The 19,485-nt window shown below is 55.8% G+C and carries 20 protein-coding genes; 7 read left to right on the top strand and 13 right to left on the bottom strand.

Annotated features, from left to right (window positions below):
* Nucleotides 1–133: 133 nt before the first annotated feature.
* The 5 genes from BM029_RS03690 to BM029_RS03670 form a co-directional block, all read right to left on the bottom strand.
* Nucleotides 134–2,527 carry a methyl-accepting chemotaxis protein gene (locus BM029_RS03690; protein WP_244544886.1) on the bottom strand — a complete coding sequence of 798 codons (2,394 nt, stop codon included), beginning with the start codon at nt 2,525–2,527 and terminating at the stop codon, nt 134–136.
* A gap of 79 nt (nt 2,528–2,606) precedes the next feature.
* Nucleotides 2,607–3,197 (bottom strand): chemotaxis protein CheW, encoded by a 591-nt coding sequence (locus BM029_RS03685; RefSeq protein WP_092414582.1) that lies wholly within the window; start codon nt 3,195–3,197, stop codon nt 2,607–2,609.
* A 64-nt stretch (nt 3,198–3,261) separates the two neighbouring features.
* Nucleotides 3,262–3,627, bottom strand: coding sequence for a response regulator (locus tag BM029_RS03680; protein ID WP_038485766.1), 366 nt, complete (start codon nt 3,625–3,627; stop codon nt 3,262–3,264).
* A gap of 77 nt (nt 3,628–3,704) precedes the next feature.
* Nucleotides 3,705–4,121: a response regulator gene (locus BM029_RS03675; RefSeq protein ID WP_092432742.1), complete on the bottom strand. Its 417-nt coding sequence runs from the start codon at nt 4,119–4,121 to the stop codon at nt 3,705–3,707.
* A 160-nt stretch (nt 4,122–4,281) separates the two neighbouring features.
* A complete protein-coding gene (locus tag BM029_RS03670; protein ID WP_038495022.1) occupies nt 4,282–4,434 on the bottom strand; it encodes a rubredoxin in 153 nt (50 codons plus the stop codon).
* A 98-nt stretch (nt 4,435–4,532) separates the two neighbouring features.
* On the opposite strand from BM029_RS03670, the gene BM029_RS03665 reads away from it, so the two are divergent.
* Nucleotides 4,533–5,384, top strand: coding sequence for a bifunctional hydroxymethylpyrimidine kinase/phosphomethylpyrimidine kinase (locus BM029_RS03665; RefSeq protein ID WP_092432740.1), 852 nt, complete (start codon nt 4,533–4,535; stop codon nt 5,382–5,384).
* A gap of 87 nt (nt 5,385–5,471) precedes the next feature.
* Complete coding sequence (gene hemL / locus BM029_RS03660) at nt 5,472–6,755, top strand: glutamate-1-semialdehyde 2,1-aminomutase (protein WP_092432738.1); 1,284 nt, start codon at nt 5,472–5,474, stop codon at nt 6,753–6,755.
* Nucleotides 6,756–6,848: 93 nt separating this feature from the next.
* On the opposite strand, the gene corA is transcribed toward hemL, so the two are convergent.
* The 8 genes from corA to mpl all read right to left on the bottom strand — a co-directional run bounded on the left by corA (nt 6,849) and on the right by mpl (nt 15,367).
* Nucleotides 6,849–7,814: a magnesium/cobalt transporter CorA gene (gene corA / locus BM029_RS03655; protein WP_092432735.1), complete on the bottom strand. Its 966-nt coding sequence runs from the start codon at nt 7,812–7,814 to the stop codon at nt 6,849–6,851.
* A 103-nt stretch (nt 7,815–7,917) separates the two neighbouring features.
* Nucleotides 7,918–8,613 (bottom strand): monofunctional biosynthetic peptidoglycan transglycosylase, encoded by a 696-nt coding sequence (gene mtgA, locus BM029_RS03650; RefSeq protein ID WP_092432733.1) that lies wholly within the window; start codon nt 8,611–8,613, stop codon nt 7,918–7,920.
* Nucleotides 8,614–8,660: 47 nt separating this feature from the next.
* Entirely contained in the window at nt 8,661–9,500 is an 840-nt protein-coding gene (gene aroE / locus BM029_RS03645; RefSeq protein ID WP_092432731.1) for a shikimate dehydrogenase, read from the bottom strand.
* Nucleotides 9,497–10,396, bottom strand: coding sequence for a TonB C-terminal domain-containing protein (locus BM029_RS03640; protein WP_092432729.1), 900 nt, complete (start codon nt 10,394–10,396; stop codon nt 9,497–9,499). Before BM029_RS03640 ends, aroE begins: the two co-directional genes overlap by 4 nt.
* Nucleotides 10,397–10,566: 170 nt before the next feature.
* Entirely contained in the window at nt 10,567–12,648 is a 2,082-nt protein-coding gene (locus BM029_RS03635) for a ribonuclease catalytic domain-containing protein (RefSeq protein WP_244544885.1), read from the bottom strand.
* Between the two features lie 51 nt (nt 12,649–12,699).
* Nucleotides 12,700–13,362: a chorismate--pyruvate lyase family protein gene (locus BM029_RS03630; RefSeq protein WP_092432727.1), complete on the bottom strand. Its 663-nt coding sequence runs from the start codon at nt 13,360–13,362 to the stop codon at nt 12,700–12,702.
* Complete coding sequence (locus BM029_RS03625) at nt 13,362–13,958, bottom strand: YqiA/YcfP family alpha/beta fold hydrolase (RefSeq protein ID WP_092432725.1); 597 nt, start codon at nt 13,956–13,958, stop codon at nt 13,362–13,364. The genes BM029_RS03630 and BM029_RS03625 overlap by 1 nt, the downstream gene beginning before the upstream one ends.
* On the bottom strand, nt 13,955–15,367 hold the full coding sequence (gene mpl, locus BM029_RS03620; RefSeq protein WP_092432723.1) for a UDP-N-acetylmuramate:L-alanyl-gamma-D-glutamyl-meso-diaminopimelate ligase: 1,413 nt from the start codon (nt 15,365–15,367) through the stop codon (nt 13,955–13,957). The genes BM029_RS03625 and mpl overlap by 4 nt, the downstream gene beginning before the upstream one ends.
* Before the next feature lie 228 nt (nt 15,368–15,595).
* Between mpl and BM029_RS03615 the strand changes: the two genes are divergently transcribed.
* From BM029_RS03615 to accC, 5 genes are all read left to right on the top strand, one after another.
* Entirely contained in the window at nt 15,596–16,249 is a 654-nt protein-coding gene (locus tag BM029_RS03615; protein ID WP_092432721.1) for a hypothetical protein, read from the top strand.
* A complete protein-coding gene (locus BM029_RS03610) occupies nt 16,249–16,770 on the top strand; it encodes a TlpA disulfide reductase family protein (RefSeq protein WP_092432720.1) in 522 nt (173 codons plus the stop codon). Before BM029_RS03615 ends, BM029_RS03610 begins: the two co-directional genes overlap by 1 nt.
* A 129-nt stretch (nt 16,771–16,899) precedes the next feature.
* Nucleotides 16,900–17,337: a type II 3-dehydroquinate dehydratase gene (gene aroQ, locus BM029_RS03605; RefSeq protein ID WP_092432718.1), complete on the top strand. Its 438-nt coding sequence runs from the start codon at nt 16,900–16,902 to the stop codon at nt 17,335–17,337.
* 112 nt (nt 17,338–17,449) lie between these two features.
* A complete protein-coding gene (gene accB, locus BM029_RS03600; protein ID WP_092432717.1) occupies nt 17,450–17,911 on the top strand; it encodes an acetyl-CoA carboxylase biotin carboxyl carrier protein in 462 nt (153 codons plus the stop codon).
* Between the two features lie 170 nt (nt 17,912–18,081).
* Nucleotides 18,082–19,464, top strand: coding sequence for an acetyl-CoA carboxylase biotin carboxylase subunit (gene accC, locus BM029_RS03595; protein ID WP_092432714.1), 1,383 nt, complete (start codon nt 18,082–18,084; stop codon nt 19,462–19,464).
* Nucleotides 19,465–19,485 lie beyond the last annotated feature (21 nt).

Here is a 19,485-nt window from a genome sequence, read left to right as displayed (position 1 = left end):
TGAGTTCAGGGAGTGGCCAAGGGATCGACCACGATGCATACCCATTACCCAAGAGCGCAACTGCCGCACAAATTTGGGCAAGGATACCGCGCCTGCTGGTCCGGATGAAGGACAGCAAGCACGGTGCTACACATTAATTGGTCACGCGGAAACGCGATACCGAGCTCTTCAAATCTTCTGCCAGCTTGGACAGTTCACGAATCGACAAAGCCGTCTGTCGTGTACCTTCCCGTGTTTTCTCGGTAACTGAAAGAATGTTTTGAATGTTGGTAGCCACGCCGTTTGCCGAGTTGGCCTGCTGCTCGGTAGTGGAAGAAATGCTTTGAATCAGTTCCGCCAAACGGTTCGAAACGCGTCGGATATCCGACAACGCCGCACCGGCCGCATCTGACAGCTTGGCTCCTTCGACCACCCCTTGCGTCGAACGCTCCATCGCCACCACCGCATCGTGGGTGTCGGTCTGAATGGTACGTACCAGCGCGCCAATCTGCTTGGTCGCTGCACCGGAACGTTCCGCCAGACGCTGAACTTCTTCCGCAACCACCGAGAATCCGCGACCGGCTTCACCAGCCGAAGCGGCCTGGATCGCTGCGTTCAGCGCCAGCACGTTGGTCTGTTCGGTAATGTCTGAAATCAGTTCGGTGATTTCACCAATTTCCTGTGACGATTCACCCAGCCGCTTGATGCGCTTGGAAGTTTCCTGGATATGTTCGCGAATTTCGTTCATGCCGGAAATCGCGTTTTCCACCGCCTTGGAGCCTTCTTCCGCTGCACTAACCGACTGCCGCGCCACTTCAGCGGATTCACTAGCCGATTTGGATACGTCGGTAATCTGGGTCGCCATATCGAGAACCGCTTGCGTGGTTTCTTGAATATCGCGCGACTGCCGTTGCGACGCAGCCAGCAGTTCGATCGAAATACTTTGCGCCTGGTCCGACGCCACTGTCACCTGCTGTGCGGTTGCGGTAACCCGGCCAACCAGCCCGCGCAACTCTTCCACCGTGTAGTTAACCGAGTCGGCAATCGCGCCGGTAATGTCTTCCGACACCGTCGCCTGCACCGTCAAGTCACCATCCGCAACTTCCTGCAATTCATTCATCAGGCGCAAAATCGCGGCCTGGTTCTGGTCGTTGGCGTTACTTGCATCTTCTTCCTGGCGGATCGCTTGCAGACGCTGTTCTTCCGCTTCCATCCGGCGTACGTCAGCTTCGTGGGTACGGTGACGTCCGTCCTGCACCTGGACCCAGGCAATCCCTGCTGCTGCCAGCAGAGTAGTCAATGCAGCCAGCAACATCAGCCAGAACCAGATGCTTTGCGAGTCTTGTGCATCGCGATAGGTATCTTGCAATGCGCTCAGGCGTTGCTTGAGGTTTTCGTTCTCGGTAAAGATCAGTTGTTCCGATTGTTTAGCGGAAACGAAGTTCTGCATGTTGCCCAGAATCGAAGCCACCGATTCCTGATACTCGGCAAAGCTCTTTTCCAGTTCAGTCAGTTTGCTACGCTCTTCTTCGCTCTTGCTGGCCGGCAAGCGCAGTACGTCGCTACCGTTCAGGAAGCCGCTGACGATGTCGCGGAAAGTATTCGTATCTTTACCCAGCAAGAACGCCGTTTCCGGGTTCACACCTTCCGAGGTCAGGAATTCATTGGCGCTACGACCGAGACGCTGGGTCAACATGACCAACTGCGACGATGCAGCGATTTCGCGCGGGGTGGCGCCGGTCTGGGTTTTCAGAGTCGCGATCTGTTCCGACAGATCGAGCAGGTTCGGCGAGATGCCGTTCAGTTTTTGCAGCGTCACACCGAAACTGGTCAATTCCTTTTGCAGCTTGAGGATAGTGTCCGCTGCCTTGTCGGTATTCGACCAGACCTTGTTCACTTCATTCAGCTTGGAATCCATCGACGCACTTGGCGTGCCGATGTTGTGACCCTTGTAGTCGCCGCCCTTCATCAGGATACTCAAATCCTGGTTGAATTCCTTGCGGCTGTCGGCCAACTGCTTAAACGCTTCAGGATTACCCTGAATCGCATTCGGCGTCGCCTTACCGATACGCTGCGAGTGCATCAGCGCGTCACCGGCGATCTGGGTCTGGGTCGAGCTCATCGCCGAGCTCTTGGCGCTCAGCCACAGGAACAAGATAGTCAGCAGCAAAGCGCCGACCAGCACAGTCACCAGAAGACGGATCTGCTTCTGTTGCGGCAACTTGCCGATCAACGGCAGTGGTGTGGAATCAGGACTGGCGATGCTGGCCGCTGCGCTGCCAAAAGCGGTAGCAGTGGCAGCACCGGTTGCAGCAGCAGCGGATTCTTTGGCAGTTTCCTGAGGAGCGGCGGCAAACGCCGGCGTCGGCGCCGGTTGCGGCGCAGCGATCGGCGTCAATGTCGGCGCGGGCGACGGCTCAGGAATGAAACGTTCTTCCATGACAGTCTGTTCCGGGTCATGCATCAATGCGTCCTGCATGAAACGATCTCCTGCTTCGCCCTGCTCTTCCTTGGCCGCCTTGGATAAAGACGGTAGTTTGAATGCCATTACAGAATCTCCTAATTGCCAATTCGCTGCCACCGGATACTGCTGCCGTTGCAACCGCTGTTGCAACAGTACCTGGGACTCATAAACCTACTTGTAAAAAACGAGGGTCGTGCAAGATTTGGGCCATGCTCAGCTCGGTCCAGACCTGGGCGTCGCTATCGAGATAGCGTTTGGCGCCCGTCTGATCCAGTGAATCCGCGGCCTGCAAGGTCATCTGGGCGACGTTGCGCAGGCCCAAAACACGGGAAACCAGCAAGCCGCTGTTGAACGAAAATGTCGGTGCGAAAGCAACAATCCGGCACTCTTTGTCAATTTGCGTCACGCCATGGCCCTGAAAACGCGCAAAATCGATCACGCTGATCAGCGTACCGCGCACATTGCTCAGTCCCAGATACCAGTCGTGGGTCAGCGGCACGCGTGAAATCTGCTCGACAGCGACGATCTCGCCGGCCTCTTGCAAATTCAACAACCAGCGCGTCTGTCCGATCAACAAGCCAAGCTGGTTTTCCTGCTCATCAGTACCGCTACGCGCGGCTTGCATCCGCTCCAGCAAATGCGTTTGGAATTCGCGCAGCCGGCTGCGGCGCGAGTCGGCGTCAAGTGCGACCTTATTGACAGGTAGCGACGAAGGCGATGCTTCTGCCGTCAGATGCGAGCTTGATTGGGTCATATTGATTGGGCGCTCATTTGGCGTGAATTCAGCAACGTTAAATCCGGCGTTTGCAGCGCTTCAATTAACCAAGCGCTGCGATTTTTGCCAGCAGTTCCTTGGGATCGATAGGCTTCACAAGATAATCGCGTGCGCCTTGGCGCAAGCCCCAGATACGGTCGGTTTCCAAACCCTTGCTGCTGCAGATGATGATAGGGATATCCTTGGTGTCGTCATCACGCGTAATCGAGCGCGTTACCTGGAAGCCGTTCTGGCCGGGCATCACCACATCCATCAGGATCAGCTGCGGCTTGTCCGCCTTGATCTTGTCCAGGATGCCTTCGCCGTTTTCGGAAGTCGACACCGAATAGCCAGCCTTCGCCAGGATATCGGTCAGGAAATAACGCTCGGTTGGCGAGTCGTCGACGATGAGAATTTTCTGTATGGCCATGTTCAACCTTTATTTGCTTCGTACTTCAAATTATGTAAATCAGTTAGCCTGCCTTATGTTGCAAATTAAGCAGCAACTTATGCAGTAACCGGGATAACACCTTCCGCCGTCTGGGTGTGCTGGCGCACTGCCTTCAGCAGACTGTCTTTAGTAAACGGTTTGGTGAGATATTCGTCAGAACCGACCATGGCGCCGCGCGCGCGATCAAACAGGCCGTCTTTGGACGACAGCATGATCACTGGCGTAGCATGGAATTTAGCGCTTTTTTTGATCAAGGCGCAGGTTTGATAGCCATCCAGGCGCGGCATGAGGATGTCGCAGAAAATCAGCGCAGGCTTGTGATCGTTCACTTTTGCCAAAGCGTCGAAACCATCTTCGGCAAGTACCACCTGATAACCAGCCTGGCTCAGGAAAATCTCCGCAGAACGCCGGATTGTGCTGCTATCGTCAATTACCATTACCTTCAGGTTGACGCCGCCAAGTGATGTTGTCATGAAATTGTCTCATTCAATCCAGATAAATCTACGGCGTCACTGTAACAAAGAAAGACATTCCTTAGAACAATGTTTCTTACAGGTAGCCGATAAAGTTCAATTTATTTTGTAACTTGAGACGATAACTTGATATTCCTGCAATGAAAATGTGGTATTTGGCTTAAATCGCAACCATTTCAAAATCTTCTTTGCGCGCGCCGCATTCCGGACAAGTCCAGTTCATCGGAACATCGTCCCACAATGTGCCGGGCGCAATGCCTTCTTCCGGCAAACCGGCTTCCTCGTCATAGACCCAGCCGCAAATCAGACACATCCAGGTTTTGAACTCAGTTTTGGTAGTTTCGTTATTGCTCACAGCGGCGACCCTTCAATCAAGTAAAATGCAAAGTCGGATATCTTAATCTACCCGCCGTGCAAAACCAAACTTCTCCTCTTATATTGACCTTCGGCGTTGCCGACCCCGTCGGCGCTGCCGGAATTCAGGCCGATCTGGCCACTTTTTCCGCCATGGGCTGTCATGGCCTTTCTGTCATCACGTCTATCCTGATCGGCGATACCGCCCGCATCGAAGATACCCAGCAAATCGACGCCGACTGGGTAGCCGACCAGGCGCGCGTGCTGCTGGAGGATATGCCGGTGGCGGCCTTCAAGGTAGGCGCCGTCGGTAGTATCGAAAGCGTCTCGGTGATCGCCGAGATCGTCTCCGATTATCCGGAAATCCCGCTGATTCTAGACCCTTTTCTGTCAGCCATGCCGGATCAGGGGCAAGACAGCGAAGACTTGCTGACCGCAATCCGCGAACTGCTGATTCCACAAACCACGGTGATGCTGGTATCTGCGGTCGAGTTGTCGCGCCTGGCAGAAACCTGGCGCGAACCTTCGTCCGAAGACATGATGAGCATCGATGCGATGCGTATCATCGAACTCGGCTGCGAATACTTGTTCGTCACCGGCACGCCAACCTCCGCCGCCGAAATCGGCAACACCCTGTTCAATGAATCGGGCGTGGTCAGGCAAGATTCGTGGCCGCGCGTTTCCGGCTCGTTCAGCGGCGCCGGCACCACTTTGTCGGCGGCGATTGCAGCGATGCTGGCAAACGGCCTGGACGTACCTGAAGCAGTTTCAGAAGCGCAGGAATTCACCTTGGCGGCAGTCACCGCAGCGCAACGACTGGGAATGGGGAAACTGATCCCGGACCGGTATTTCTGGGCTCGTGAAGAAGGCCTGGAACGGCGTGACGAGGATGTCGGCGACGCCCCCTGAGCTTCTTGTTGTTTCTTGTGGTGCAGTGCTAAAAACAGCGCCTTACCAACATTTATTTCCGACGAATTTCTGACGATTATCAAGTACATGACTTCCAATAACGATACCCTGTTCGCCCGCGCCCAACTGACCACACCTGGCGGCGTCAATTCGCCGGTGCGCGCCTTCCGCTCTGTGGGCGGCACACCACGTTTCATCACGCGCGCCGAAGGCCCTTACTTCTGGGATGCCGACGACCGCCGCTACATCGATTACATCGGCTCCTGGGGCCCGGCAATTGTCGGCCACGCTCACCCGACCGTGATCAAGGCAGTGCAGGATGCGGCTGCGCGCGGCCTGAGTTTTGGTGCGCCGACCCAAGGCGAAATTGAAATCGCCGAAGAGATTTGCAAGCTGGTGCCGTCGATAGAACAAGTACGCCTGGTTTCCAGCGGCACCGAAGCCACCATGAGCGCACTGCGCCTGGCGCGCGGCGCCACCGGCCGCGACAAGATCGTCAAGTTCGAAGGCTGCTACCACGGCCACGCCGATTCGCTGTTGGTCAAGGCCGGCAGCGGCTTGCTGACCTTTGGCAATCCGACCTCGGCCGGCGTGCCGGAAGATTTCGTCAAGCACACGCTGGTGCTCGATTACAACAACACCCAACAACTGGAAGATGCCTTCAAGGACATGGGCGACCAGATCGCCTGCGTGATCGTCGAGCCGGTTGCCGGCAACATGAATCTGGTGCGCGCCACACCGGAATTCCTGCAAACCATGCGACGCCTGTGTACGCAGTACGGCACTGTATTGATTTTCGACGAAGTCATGTGCGGCTTCCGGGTAGCGCTGGGCGGTGCCCAGGCGCTGTACGACATCAAGCCGGACATCACCGCGCTGGGCAAGGTCATCGGCGGCGGTTTGCCGGTGGCGGCGTTCGGCGGACGTGCCGATTTGATGGGCCAAATGGCGCCGCTGGGTTCGGTCTATCAAGCCGGCACGCTGTCCGGCAATCCGGTGGCGGTAGCGGCTGGCATGAGCACGCTCAAGCTGATCCAGGAACCTGGTTTTTACACCAACCTGACAGCGCAAACCAGCAAACTGGTTAACGGCCTGAGCCAGGCCGCCAAGGATGCCGGCGTGACTTTCTGCGGCGATGCGATCGGCGGTATGTTCGGTTTGTATTTTGCGGAAACGGTGCCTGGCACTTACGCAGCGGTGATGGCGTCCAACAAGGATCTGTTCAACAAATTCTTCCATGCGATGCTGGACGCCGGCGTGTATCTGGCGCCGTCGGCATTCGAGGCAGGCTTTGTATCGGCGCAGCATGACGATGCGGTGATCGAGGCGACTGTCGCGGCTGCGCGCGGCGCGTTTGCGCAACTGGCGTAATGTAGGGTGGACATAAATGCCCGCGCGGATGGTTGCACCTCAGCGTGGGCAGAAAATCCTGCCCACCCTACTCCTTGTTGCGCAAGTTTCTTTTTAATTCAACCAGCCACGTCGGCGGAAATACCAGAACGGCGTGATCGCTGAACACACCATCAGGACCAGCGCAAACGGGTAGCCGAGAGACCAGTCGAACTCCGGCATGAAGCGAAAGTTCATGCCGTAGATACTGGCGATCAAGGTGGGTGGCAAAAACGCTACCGACGCGACCGAGAATATCTTGATGATCTTGTTTTGATTGATGTTGATGAAACCCACCGTCGCATCCATCAGGAAGTTGATCTTGTCGAACAGGAATGCGGTGTGGCCGTCGAGCGATTCAATGTCGCGCAAAATCTGCCGTGCATCTTCAAACTGATCCACGTTCAATAAACGGCCACGCATCAGGAAACTTACCGCGCGGCGCGTATCCATCATGTTGCGCCGGATCCGGCCGTTCAAATCTTCTTCATGCGCCATGGCGCTCAAAGCTTCGGCCGCGGCCTGGTCGGTAAGTTTCTTTTGCAATACGCGCTGACTAACCTCGTCCAGCTTCTTGTATACGCCCTCCAGGGCGTCGGCGGAGTACTCGGCATCGGTCTGGTACAGATCCAGCAGCACGTCCTTGTAGTCGCCTATAGACCCCGGCCGCGAGCGCGCACGCATGCGCACCAGGCGAAACACCGGCAGGTCTTCTCCGTGCACCGAAAACAAAATATTGCGCGCCAGGATAAAGGCCACGGTAACGGTGGACGACGGACCGTCGTCTTCTTCAAACAGAAAATCGGTGCGCAGATGCAGGTCGCCGTTTTCGGCTTCGTAATAACGGGCCGAGGCTTCGATATCCTTGACCTCGTCTTCACCCGGCAAAGTCACGCCGTAAATACTCTTGACCCAGGCACGCTCCTGATCGTTCGGCTCAGTCAGGTCGACCCATACCGGCTGCACTTTCTCAAGATCGCTGTGACTCTCGATGTTGACCTGGTTGAGACGGCCATTCTGCAAAACAAATACATTGATCATGCTTACCTCGGAGACTGTTTTTCAGAGAAGCTGCTGTTAAATTTCTTGCGTCCCGATAACCGGCACTCGCTGCAATTTAAACAACCTTCGGCAGACCCGTATATTAAGGCAATTCAGCTGATCCCATGCGTCGCAAGATCAGCCCGGTACGTTGCGACAAATAAGCCGAGCCGCGATTCTTATCGTAAAAACGCGGCTTCGGCAGCATCACCGCGAGTCGCGCTGCCTGGCTGGCGCCCAGATTGCTGGCAGAGGTTCTAAAGTAATGCTGGGCGGCAGCCTCGGCGCCGAAAACGCCATTGCCCCACTCCACCACATTCAGGTAAATTTCGAATATGCGTTCCTTGTCCATCCAGAACTCAAGCATGTAGGTGATGATCAGTTCCTGCCCCTTGCGCAGGTAACTGCGTTCACCGGACAGGAACAGGTTTTTCGCCAGTTGCTGGGTGATGGTGGAACCGCCGCGCACCACCTTGCCCTTTTTGGTATTTTTCTCGTAGGCCTGCTGCAGGGCATCCCAGTCGACGCCGTCATGTTCTGAGAAATTAGCGTCTTCAGAGGCGATAATCGCCCGCTTCAGATTAGTCGAGATGCGTGCGTAGGGCACCCATTTGAATTGCAATTGCGCGTCCGGTACGGTTTCCTGCAACTCCGACAAACGATGCCGCATGAAGCTGGTGGAGCCAGGATTATGATCGACCCACCACCAGATCTGTACGAAAAAATAAACCTGCAACAGCAGAACTGCGGCGATCAGCAGCATGCATATGCGCAGGAAAATTTTACCGGCTGACTTCATTTTGATTCCCTGCAAATAATCGATTTAACAAACTACCGGACAAACACTTACAGCTGCGCACGCAAGGCGGCAAACACGGCATCGGTATGCGGCCGCACGCCGCGCCAGACAAAAAACGATTCTGCCGCCTGCTCCACCAGCATGCCCAAACCGTCACGTACCTGGGCGCCATGGGCTGCCGCAAACTGCATGAACACGGTTGGCTGCGCGCCATACATCATGTCGTAGGCCAGTGTCGCCGGGCCGAATGCGCTGGCGGAGATTGGCGGCAACTCTGCCTGTAAACTGGCGGAGGTGGCATTGATCACAAGGTCGTATTGCTGCTGTACTTCGGCAAAACCGCAAGCGCTCAATGTGCGAGCGCCAACGTTATATTGCTGGAACTGCTGCACCAGCTCGAGTACTTTGGCGGTGGTGCGATTAGCAATTGTCAGCTGCGCCGGCCGGCATTCCAACAGCGGCAGCAAGACGCCGCGCGCGGCGCCGCCGGCTCCCAGCAACAGGATTTTTTTATGCGCGAGGTCGAAACCGGCATTCAGCACGATATCGTTTACCAGGCCGACGCCATCGGTGTTATCACCCAATATTTCATCGCCATCGAACTTCAAGGTATTCACCGCACCTGCGGCTTTGGCTCTGGCCGTCAACTTGCTGGCAAGCGCATACGCTTCCAGCTTGAATGGCACAGTGACATTGGCGCCGCGGCCGCCCTGCGCGACGAATTCCCGCACTGTCGCGACAAAACCGTCGAGCGGCGCCAGCAAGCGTGCATACTCCATGTCTTGACCGGTAGCGGCAGCAAAGCGTGCATGGATGTCGGGAGACTTGCTATGCGCAATCGGATTGCCGATCACAACGTAGGCGGCGAACGAAGGTACAGCGGTCATTGATTACTCCCACCCATCAGTTGCGCTTCCAGCTGTCCCTCACGGGTAAACTCGAAAGTGGAAATCACTTCCCATACATCGTCTTTGCCGCTGCTGCGCATATTTTCAGGAAAGCGCCCGAACGGTGCCGAGCGCTCAATAATTTTCAGGGTTGCGCGATCCAGGTCCGGATTGCCGGATCCGCGCTCGATTCTTGGACCGCCCTCTCGCGTGTATAGCGAGCCGTCCTGGTAAATGGGGATGTACACCACCAGCCTGCCGTATAAATTCCTGCCGTTCTTTTTCGGAAAATTCAAGGTGCCCAGTTTTTCGACCTTGTCCTGGAACGATTTGTAATAAGCGGCGTAGCCAACTGCGCGCGTGCTAGGGGTGATCTGCGTCTTTTTCGGCCGCTTGTTGTAATCGTCGATATTCTTGGCGATTTCCGCTTCCTTGCGGGCGATCGCCTTGGCGCTCTCAACCAGATCGCTGCCGGTAGGCTGCGGCGTGTTCTCGCTAGCCTTGTCGTGCAGATCCATGGCCGGCATCTTCAACGGTGTGTCCTTGCGCATTTGCGCCAGCATTTGCTGTTGCTGCTGTTCCAGCTGCTCGATCCTGCGCTTGGTCGCCTGTACGTTGTCGCCATCTTCCGACTTGCGCATATCGGGCAGCGGCGATTTGGCGCGGCCGGCATCGGCGTTACCGCCGCCATCCAGATTAGCTTGCGCCAGCGCCTCAGGCTTGACCGGCCTGGTATTGTGCTTGGCGTTCACCAGGATCACTTCGAGCGCAGGATCGGTGGGCTTCAGCTTGAACGCTTCCGGCGCCGCAAACCGTACCGCCAGCAACGCCGCATGCGCGAGTACCGACGCTGCGATGGCGCCGACCAGGATTCGATTTTGGAAAAAGGATTTCACGCGTGAGCTAAAAGTCGCTATAAAAGAGAGGGATTCTACGACAAAGCGAGATGCCTACGGGAAATTTACCGTTGCTTTCTTCGCTTATCCGTAGGGTGGGCACATCGTGCCCACGCGTGAACTCAACATCACCTGCGTCGCTAACGCGTGGGCAAAAAAACTTGCCCACCCTACGGGCTCTTCGTATCAACTGCCGGCTCGCCTTCCGGAACCGGTGTCCCCTCATCAGGTTGATCCGCCAACGGCGCTTCAACTACTTCATGCGGCATATCCATTGCAGCATCCAGCTCTTCGGAAATTTCATCCGCATCCTCATCCTCGCCCGGCTCCTGCTCTTCAGCATCGGCGCTTGGCGCAGCGCAGACTTCCAGCAAACGTGCCTCGACCGTCAAATCGACCTCATCCCAGCGGATGATATCCAGCTTGACCTGGGTTCCGCGCGCCAGCTGTTGCATGCCTGGCAATTTGATAATCAGCGGAATCTCAGCCAGGCGCAAGATTTCATCTTTCAGCACCGCCGCGTCAACCTGGCGTGCTTGCTCCTGCCCCAGCCAGCGCAGGCACCAATAGCGTTCCATATTCGACTGGAAATCGCCATAGCCTGAATACGCGGCATCGAAACCGGAGACGATCGCAAACAGATCGGCATCGCGCGGTTTGAATGGCGCTACCAGCGGCGCAGCGACGCCGCCTTCGACGCAAGCCAGGATCTGCCACTGGTTGACCAGGTCGGTATAACGACGCAAGGGCGAGGTGCTCCACGCGTATTGATCGACCCCCAGTCCTTGATGCGGCGCGGCGTGAGTGACCATGCGTACCTGCATCTTGGCCACCCAGCCGCCGCTGCCGCCACCTTGTGCACGATAGATGCCGGGCACGCCATGATCGGACATCAGCTTGCCCCAGCTGCTGTTGGCAAAGATCATCAATTCGGCGACGATCTTGTCGAGCGGCGCACCGCGCTTGCGGCGCGCGATGGTGACAACATCGTCTTCTACATAGAAGTTGAAATCGACCCGGTTGTTTTGCTCTGGCCGCAAGCCGAAACTTTCACGCTTGGCCATGCGGCCTTGCTCCAATACCTGTATCCATTTCCACAACACGGCAATGTCAGCCTTGTGCGGATAGTCGCCGGCGTCGTTGGCGAGATTTTCTTCGGTCACCAAATCGTCGAGCGTGTTGTGGCGCAGGTTGGCGGAAATCGGCACCAGTTCAGCCTTGGTTTCCGTGCTGATCACACTCCAGTCGGCAGGATCGAGAGTGGCGTACAGCGACAGCGCCGGGCAGTTTTTTCCTTCGGCCAAAGTGAAAGCCTCTACCAGTTCGTCCGGCAGCATGGTGATCTTGTCGCCTGGCATATACACGGTCGACATACGCTGGCGAGCAATCGCGTCCAGCGCATCGCCGCGCTTGATGCCCAAACCCGGAGCGGCGATATGAATCCCGATCCGTACCTTGCCGTCTGCCAGCGTCTGCACCGACAAGGCATCGTCGATTTCAGTGGTGGTCACATCATCGATGGAAAATGCCTGCACCGGCGCCAGCGGCAGATCCGCCACTGCAGGAATCGCGATATTGGGAAATCCGGAACCTTTGGGGAAAAATTCCAGCAGGAATTTGGAGAGATGCAATTCCTTCGGTGAGGCTATGCCGCCGACCGTTAGCATCAAGCGCTGCGGCGAAGTTTGCAATTCATTGCAAGCGGCCTCCAGCGCCTTGTATTCGAGGCTGTTCTTGTCCGGCTTGAACAAAAGCTGCAGCGCCAGCGGCTTCATCACATCGGGCAATTTCCCTGCCTTCAGCTGTTCGACGTATTCGGCCTGGACCAGGGCTTGCTGTCTTTTCTTTTCGATGCCGGCCTGGGCTGCTTTCAGCGAGGCTTCCGGCGCAGCCTTGTAACGGCCCTTGCCCTTCTTATAAAAATAAATCGGCGCTGTGTGCAGGCTTAACAACAAACCCGCAGCTTCCGTCGGCAGCGGTGCATGGCCGAAATATTCCGCGCCCAGTTCGGCGAATCCAAACTCTTCCTGGCCCGCGACTTCCCACAGGAAATCGAGTTCGATCTGTTGCGCGATTTGTTGCGCGTCTTCCAACAACTGCTGCGGTGTCGGTGTGGTGAATTGCAACAACACGTCCTTGGACTTGACCTTGCTGCGTTTGCCCGACTGCAGTTCGACCTGATAGGCCTCGCCTTGCTGCGACAGTACAACACCTGCTTTAAAGTCGCCGGACTCTTCAAAAAATAGATTCATTGCATGCTTTACGTGTGGATTTCTGATGATACCGCTGCCAGCAGCTTGTGCTTATCTTGCAGCGCCAAATGATAGTAATTGATGTGCCGGATGAATTTGCCGGGATAAATCAGAGGAAACCGAAAAACCGGGGGACAGCACCTTTATGTCCGGGCGGGCGCGCCGCAACTCCTCGATCTCGGGAAAAAATACTTCTGTCACCAGCATGACGCCGGTTTTGCGGCGGAAGGCCGAGCGCCGCGCCCATAACGGGTAAGGAAAATTGTCCTGGCCACTGGCAGCGCACATGCGCCGCACCAACGGATGATCGCCATACAGGCGGGCAAATTGCAGTTGCCCACGCTGCACCAGCGGATCGCCAAACAGCGTGGTGCCAAGTGAGCGCTCACCGAGGGAGCCGAAAAACGGCCATTCCGTGGTCGTCGCGTCGAGTGCCAGCACAGTGTGCCCCAACACCATGGGACGGTCGTCGCAACGCAGCAACACATCCCGCTCCTGCACCTGAAGGCGGCGCGGCAAGCCGATCGCCTGCCATTCCTCGGCCAGGCACATGGCGCGCTGCTGGCGCAAGCGCTGAACCCGAAACTGTTGGCAATGCGCCATCAGCTTATAGGTCAGCGAGACCGGATCGGTCAGCCAGTCGCGCAAGTTATCGGAGGGATCGACGCCGTTGGCATGATCATGCCACTGGGCGTAAGTACGGGAACGTGACATCAAGCCCCCGCCGTCGATGCCGGGTCGATTGCAATCCCGCAAAATGCCAGTACCGCATCGGCGTACTCGGCAAATTCACTGATGCCATGATCGCTGCCTTGTATCACCTGTTGCCTCGCTTGCGGGTAATGGCCGACCATTTCTTGCCAGTCGAGCACTTCGTCACCGGTGGCGGCAATCAGGAAATAACGCTCCGGTCGGGTGATCTGTTCGATCTGCAAAGCCCGCAATTCATCGATGTACTCGCGTTTGAATTCAAATGGCTCATCGGAATGATATTGCGTGCTGACACCAACATATTTTTCCAGGTCGCGCGGTGGCTTGACTGCCGGATTCAGCAGCACAGCACGACAACCCAGTTGCTCGGCCAGCCAGGTGGCGTAGTAACCGCCGAGCGAGGAGCCGATCAGGGTCAGGTCAGCCGGATCGCAATCTTGAATGCAGTCGCGCGCCAAAGCAATCGCGACAGCAGGTGATGCCGGCAGTTGTGGACACAGGTATTCGGCAGCCCGCCCCAGCTGCTGCATGCGTTCGGCTAGCAGACGTGCCTTGAACGATTGCGGCGAAGATCGAAAACCGTGCAGATACAAGATCATTGCAATTCCGGCAACGACAAAGAAAGCGCAGTCAGAATTTTTTGATGGACGCCGCCGAAACCGCCGTTGCTCATCACCAGTATCTGGTCCCCTGGTTTGGCCGCCTTGACGATCGCCGCCACCAGCTGGTCGAGCTGGTCGTAAGAACTCGCTTTGCTGCCAAGCGGCTGCAAAGCTGCGGCCAGGTTCCAATCCAGCGCGTCCTTGCCGGTGCCCTTGGCGCCATAGCCGAACACCAGGTCGGCCTCGCTCAGGCTACCCGGCAGCGCTTCTTTCATGGCGCCCAGCTTCATCGTGTTCGAGCGCGGCTCGAGCACTGCCAAGATCCGTGCCGCACCTACTTTTTTGCGCAAACCGGCGACCGTGGTAGCGATTGCGGTTGGATGGTGGGCAAAATCGTCGTACACCGCTATCTCGCGGACGCTGCCGCGCAATTCCATGCGCCGCTTAACATTTTCAAAGCGGGACAAGGCATCAATGGCCTGCGCTGGCGGCACGCCGACATGGCGGGCGGCGGCAATTGCGGCCAAGGCATTCATGCGATTATGCTCACCGCTCAATTCCCACTGCACCGTGCCCTGCGGTTCGCCATTGAAACCCACTTCAAAGTTGCCATTGTCTTGCGTGCGCAACGACCAGCCCTGCCGATCGTTATCACCGCCGAAAAATTCCTTTTCGCTCCAGCATCCGCGGTCCAGCACACGCTGCAATGCCGGTTCGCGGCCGTTGACGATCAGCCGGCCGACGCCAGGGATGGTGCGAACCAGGTGATGGAATTGGGTTTCGATCGCCGCCAGATCGGGAAAGATGTCGGCATGATCGTATTCCAGGTTATTCAGAATCGCGGTCTTGGCGTGGTAATGGACGAATTTACTGCGCTTGTCGAAAAATGCCGTGTCGTACTCATCGGCTTCGATGACAAAGAATGACGATGCCTCTGTGCCAGCGCCGGCCTTACCCGACAAACGCGCCGATATGCCAAAATTCATCGGCACGCCGCCGATCAGAAAACCCGGATCGTAACCGGCGTCTTCCAGGATCCAGGCCAGCATCGCTGAAGTCGTGGTCTTGCCGTGGGTGCCGGCCACCGCCAGAACCCACTTGTCGCGCAGAATATGCTCGCCGATCCATTGCGGACCCGAGATATAGGGTAAGCCGCGATTCAGGATTTCTTCCATCAGCGGATTGCCACGCACCACAACATTGCCGATTACGTACAAATCAGGCTGCAAAGCAGTTTGTTCGACACCGAAGCCTTGAATCAAGGTAATCCCCTGCTCTTCGAGCTGGGTACTCATCGGTGGGTACACATTGGCATCGCAGCCGGTGACTTTATGCCCGGCCTGTTTGGCCAGCACCGCCAAACCACCCATAAAGGTGCCGCAGATACCAAGGATATGAATATGCATTCTTGAGTTTCACTATGCAGAAAAGAGGAATACCGTGATTTTACCTGAGCGGCCGCCGCACCCGGTAACAGGGCTTGGAAAAAGTGGAATGCAGGGGGTGGGAAACACAAAACCGGCAAGTAGTTTCAGATTCTGCCCGGTCAGCTTAGTTGCAATTAGTTGCACATTCATCCACATATCCCTCAGGCTGCAGGACGGATGCCGTCAAATCGATTTATCATCCCTGTCATGACATCCAATCTCTCACCCGAACTAGAACAACTGCGCGCGGAAATTGCGGCGGCGGCGGCCCGCATGATTGCCGAGGACGGCGCCGATTATGGCACTGCGAAGCGTAAAGCTGTGGAACTGTGCGTCGGCAGCAAACGAGGCGGCGGTAAAATCCGTGGTGAATTCCTGCCTGATAACGCCCAGATCGAAGAAGAAGTGCGTATATATAACGAATTATTCTTTGCCGATACGCAACCGGCGCGACTCTTGCATTTGCGCAGGATCGCCGCAGAAATCATGGGCGAGCTGAGGCAATTTAAGCCTTATCTTACAGGCGCGGTCCTCAACGGCACTGCCGGGGAACACTCGGACATCTATTTACACCTGTTTGTCGACAGCCCCAAAGATGTCGAAATTTTCCTTTTTAACAAGAATGTACAATTTGAGCTGTCGACTAGCCCGCCCCTTAAAACTAGCGGTAATAACGAGCCGGTGGAAACCGTAAGTTTCATGTATAAAAAAGAAGGAGTTCATCTCACGCTATATGAAACTGACGATTTGCGCGGTAGTATCAGGGCCGCATCCGGTAAACGGGCCGAGCGTGTGATTCGGGCCGATCACAATGCGGTACTTGCATTGATCAATCCGGAAGACAATCAAAAAGAAGATTAATGAAAAGAAATATATTCATATTTGTGCCGATTGCCATTCTATTTTGCGTGATCGGCGTTTATTTTGGCGTCCAACGCCATACGCCTGCATCTCCTGAAAACGTGGCGGTAGCCAGTCTGCTAGCGCAGGAAATGCCTGACGCCAGTGGCAAGACCAGTGCATTGTCCCAACTGAAGGGCAAACCCCTGGTCGTCAATTTCTGGGCAACCTGGTGTGCGCCATGCGTGGAAGAGATGCCGGAACTGAATGCACTGCAGGCTGAGATAGCCGCTAAAAATATTCAAATCGTCGGCATCGGTATCGATTCCGCCGACAACATCGCTAAATTTGCGGAAAAATATAAAATCTCCTACCCATTGTATGTAGCCGGTACTGGCGCCACTGCGCTGCTGCGGCAGTTCGGCAACCAGAGCGGCGGCTTGCCCTTCACCGTCTTGATAGGCCGCGATGGCCAGGTAAAAAAAATGTACCTGGGTAGCATTAAATTCGACGAGTTACGAAAAGATCTGGGATTGCTGTAGCCTTGGCGCTCCCGGGAAAAATAATTCATATTGCCCCGCTGAAATTTAACAGAAACAAATTTCCCCTTGCCAGTCAACGCCATTTGACGGCAAAATGCGGCCATCATCGTCAAACGGAGCGTCATCTCCATGGCAAAAAATATACTTCTACTCAACGGACCCAACCTGAATTTGCTGGGTACAAGAGAGCCAGAAGTCTACGGTTCGACCACGCTGAGCGACGTCGAACAAGCAGCACGGGTCCAGGCAACTGCCGCCGGGGCTCGGCTTGAGCATTTCCAAAGCAATCACGAAGGCGCACTGATAGACCGCATCCACGCGGCCAAAACAGAAGGCGTCGACGCCATTGTGATCAACCCCGGTGGGCTTACGCATACCAGCGTGGCCTTACGCGACGCATTAACGGGAGTGGCAATCCGTTTTATCGAAGTCCACATCTCGAACATCCACCAGCGAGAAGCATTTCGGCATCATTCCTATTTATCGGAAGTCGCAGTGGGTGTCATTTGCGGTTTGGGTGTGGATGGTTACCGCGCCGCAGTTGATTTTGCCATTAAGAAACTCTAGTTGATAGCCTTGCAGTAGCTACTGAGTCTTTGCAGATTCTTTGCAACTGCGCTGAGCTGTCTGTCAAAAAAACGAAAATAGCTTTTCATTAATATATTCTGAAGGATTGCATATGGATTTGAGAAAACTCAAAACGCTGATCGACCTGGTCGCGGAGTCAGACATCGAAGAGCTTGAAGTGACCGAAGGCGAAAGCAAGGTCCGTATCGTCAAGTCGTCTGCTTCCCAGCAAAACCAGGTTGTCATGATGCAACCGCAACAACACCCTGCCCAATATCAGGTAGCGGCGCCAGCGCAGGCACCAGTGGCTGCCGCGGCACCGGTAGAAGCAGTACCGGAAGGCCATATTGTCAAATCGCCTATGGTCGGCACTTTCTACCGTTCGTCGGCTCCCGGCTCGCCAGCGTTTGTCGAAATCGGCTCGGAAATCAAAGAAGGCGGCACCCTGTGCATCATCGAAGCAATGAAATTGCTGAATGAAATCGAAGCCGACGTTTCTGGCGTAGTGAAGAAGATCCTGGTGGAAAACGGCCAACCGGTCGAATTCGGCCAACCATTGTTTATTATTGGCTAATTAATACCATTACGTCATCACTGAGTAGTCTGCACGGCGGCATCCGCGTTATACGGGTCTCGCCGTTCTGGTTGTTAATGCAGGGCCGTCTTCCGCCGTCATGCGAGGCCTGTGTTACCAACCCAATGCTTGATAACGCTTAACTTTTAGCGACGCATATACCAATTACTATGTTTGAAAAAATCCTTATCGCCAACCGCGGCGAAATCGCCTTGCGCATCCAACGCGCCTGCCGTGAAATGGGCATCAAAACCGTGATGGTCCATTCCGAGGCTGATCGTGACGCCAAGTATGTGAAACTGGCAGATGAATCGGTCTGTATCGGCCCTGCGCCGTCCAGCCTGAGTTATCTCAACATGCCGGCCATCATCAGCGCCGCAGAAGTCACCGATGCCGAGGCAATCCACCCTGGCTACGGCTTCTTGTCCGAAAATGCCGATTTCGCTGAACGCGTTGAACAATCAGGCTTTGTTTTCATCGGCCCGCGGCCGGCGAATATCCGCTTGATGGGCGATAAAGTATCTGCCAAACAAGCCATGATCCGTGCCGGCGTGCCTTGCGTACCGGGCTCTGAAGGCGCTTTGCCGGATGATCCGAAGGAAGTCGTCAAGATTGCCCGCAAGATCGGCTATCCGGTCATCATCAAGGCAGCCGGCGGCGGCGGCGGACGCGGCATGCGCGTGGTGCACACCGAAGCGGCGCTGGCCAACGCGGTAACCATGACCAAGACCGAAGCCGGCGCCGCGTTCGGCAATCCGGAAGTGTATATGGAGAAATATCTGGAAAATCCGCGCCACGTGGAAATCCAGATCCTCGCCGACCAGTTCAAGAACGCCGTCTGGCTGGGTGAACGCGATTGCTCGATGCAACGCCGCCACCAGAAGGTCATCGAAGAAGCGCCGGCGCCAGGCATCCCGCGCAAGATCATCGAAAAAATCGGCGATCGCTGTGCCGAAGCTTGCCGCAAGATGGATTACCGTGGTGCCGGCACATTTGAATTCCTGTATGAAAACGGCGAGTTCTATTTCATCGAAATGAATACCCGGGTTCAGGTTGAGCATCCGATCACCGAAATGATCACCGGCATCGACATCGTGCAGGAACAGATTCGTATTGCGGCCGGCGAAAAGCTGCGCTTCCGCCAACGCGATATCCAGCTATCCGGCCACGCGATCGAATGCCGTATCAACGCCGAAGACCCATTCAAATTCACGCCATCTCCTGGCAAAATCCTGTCATGGCACGCGCCTGGCGGCCCTGGCATCCGGGTTGATTCGCATGCATATGCCGGCTATTTCGTGCCGCCGCATTATGATTCGATGGTGGGCAAGGTGATTTCCTATGGAGCCACTCGCGAGCAAGCTATCAAGCGGATGCAGATTGCTCTGTCGGAAATGGTAGTGGAAGGCATACAAACCAACATTCAGCTGCATCGCGAGCTGATGATTGACGCCCGTTTCATTGAAGGCGGCACCAACATCCACTATCTGGAGCACAAGCTGGCCGAACGGCCGGTGGCGCCGAAGGAAACAGATAAAGCGGTAAAGAAATAAGTACGGATACTCGCCTTCGGG

Source organism: Collimonas sp. OK607, assembly GCF_900111995.1.
Lineage (GTDB): Bacteria > Pseudomonadota > Gammaproteobacteria > Burkholderiales > Burkholderiaceae_D > Collimonas.
This window is presented reverse-complemented; position numbering and strand designations above follow the sequence as displayed.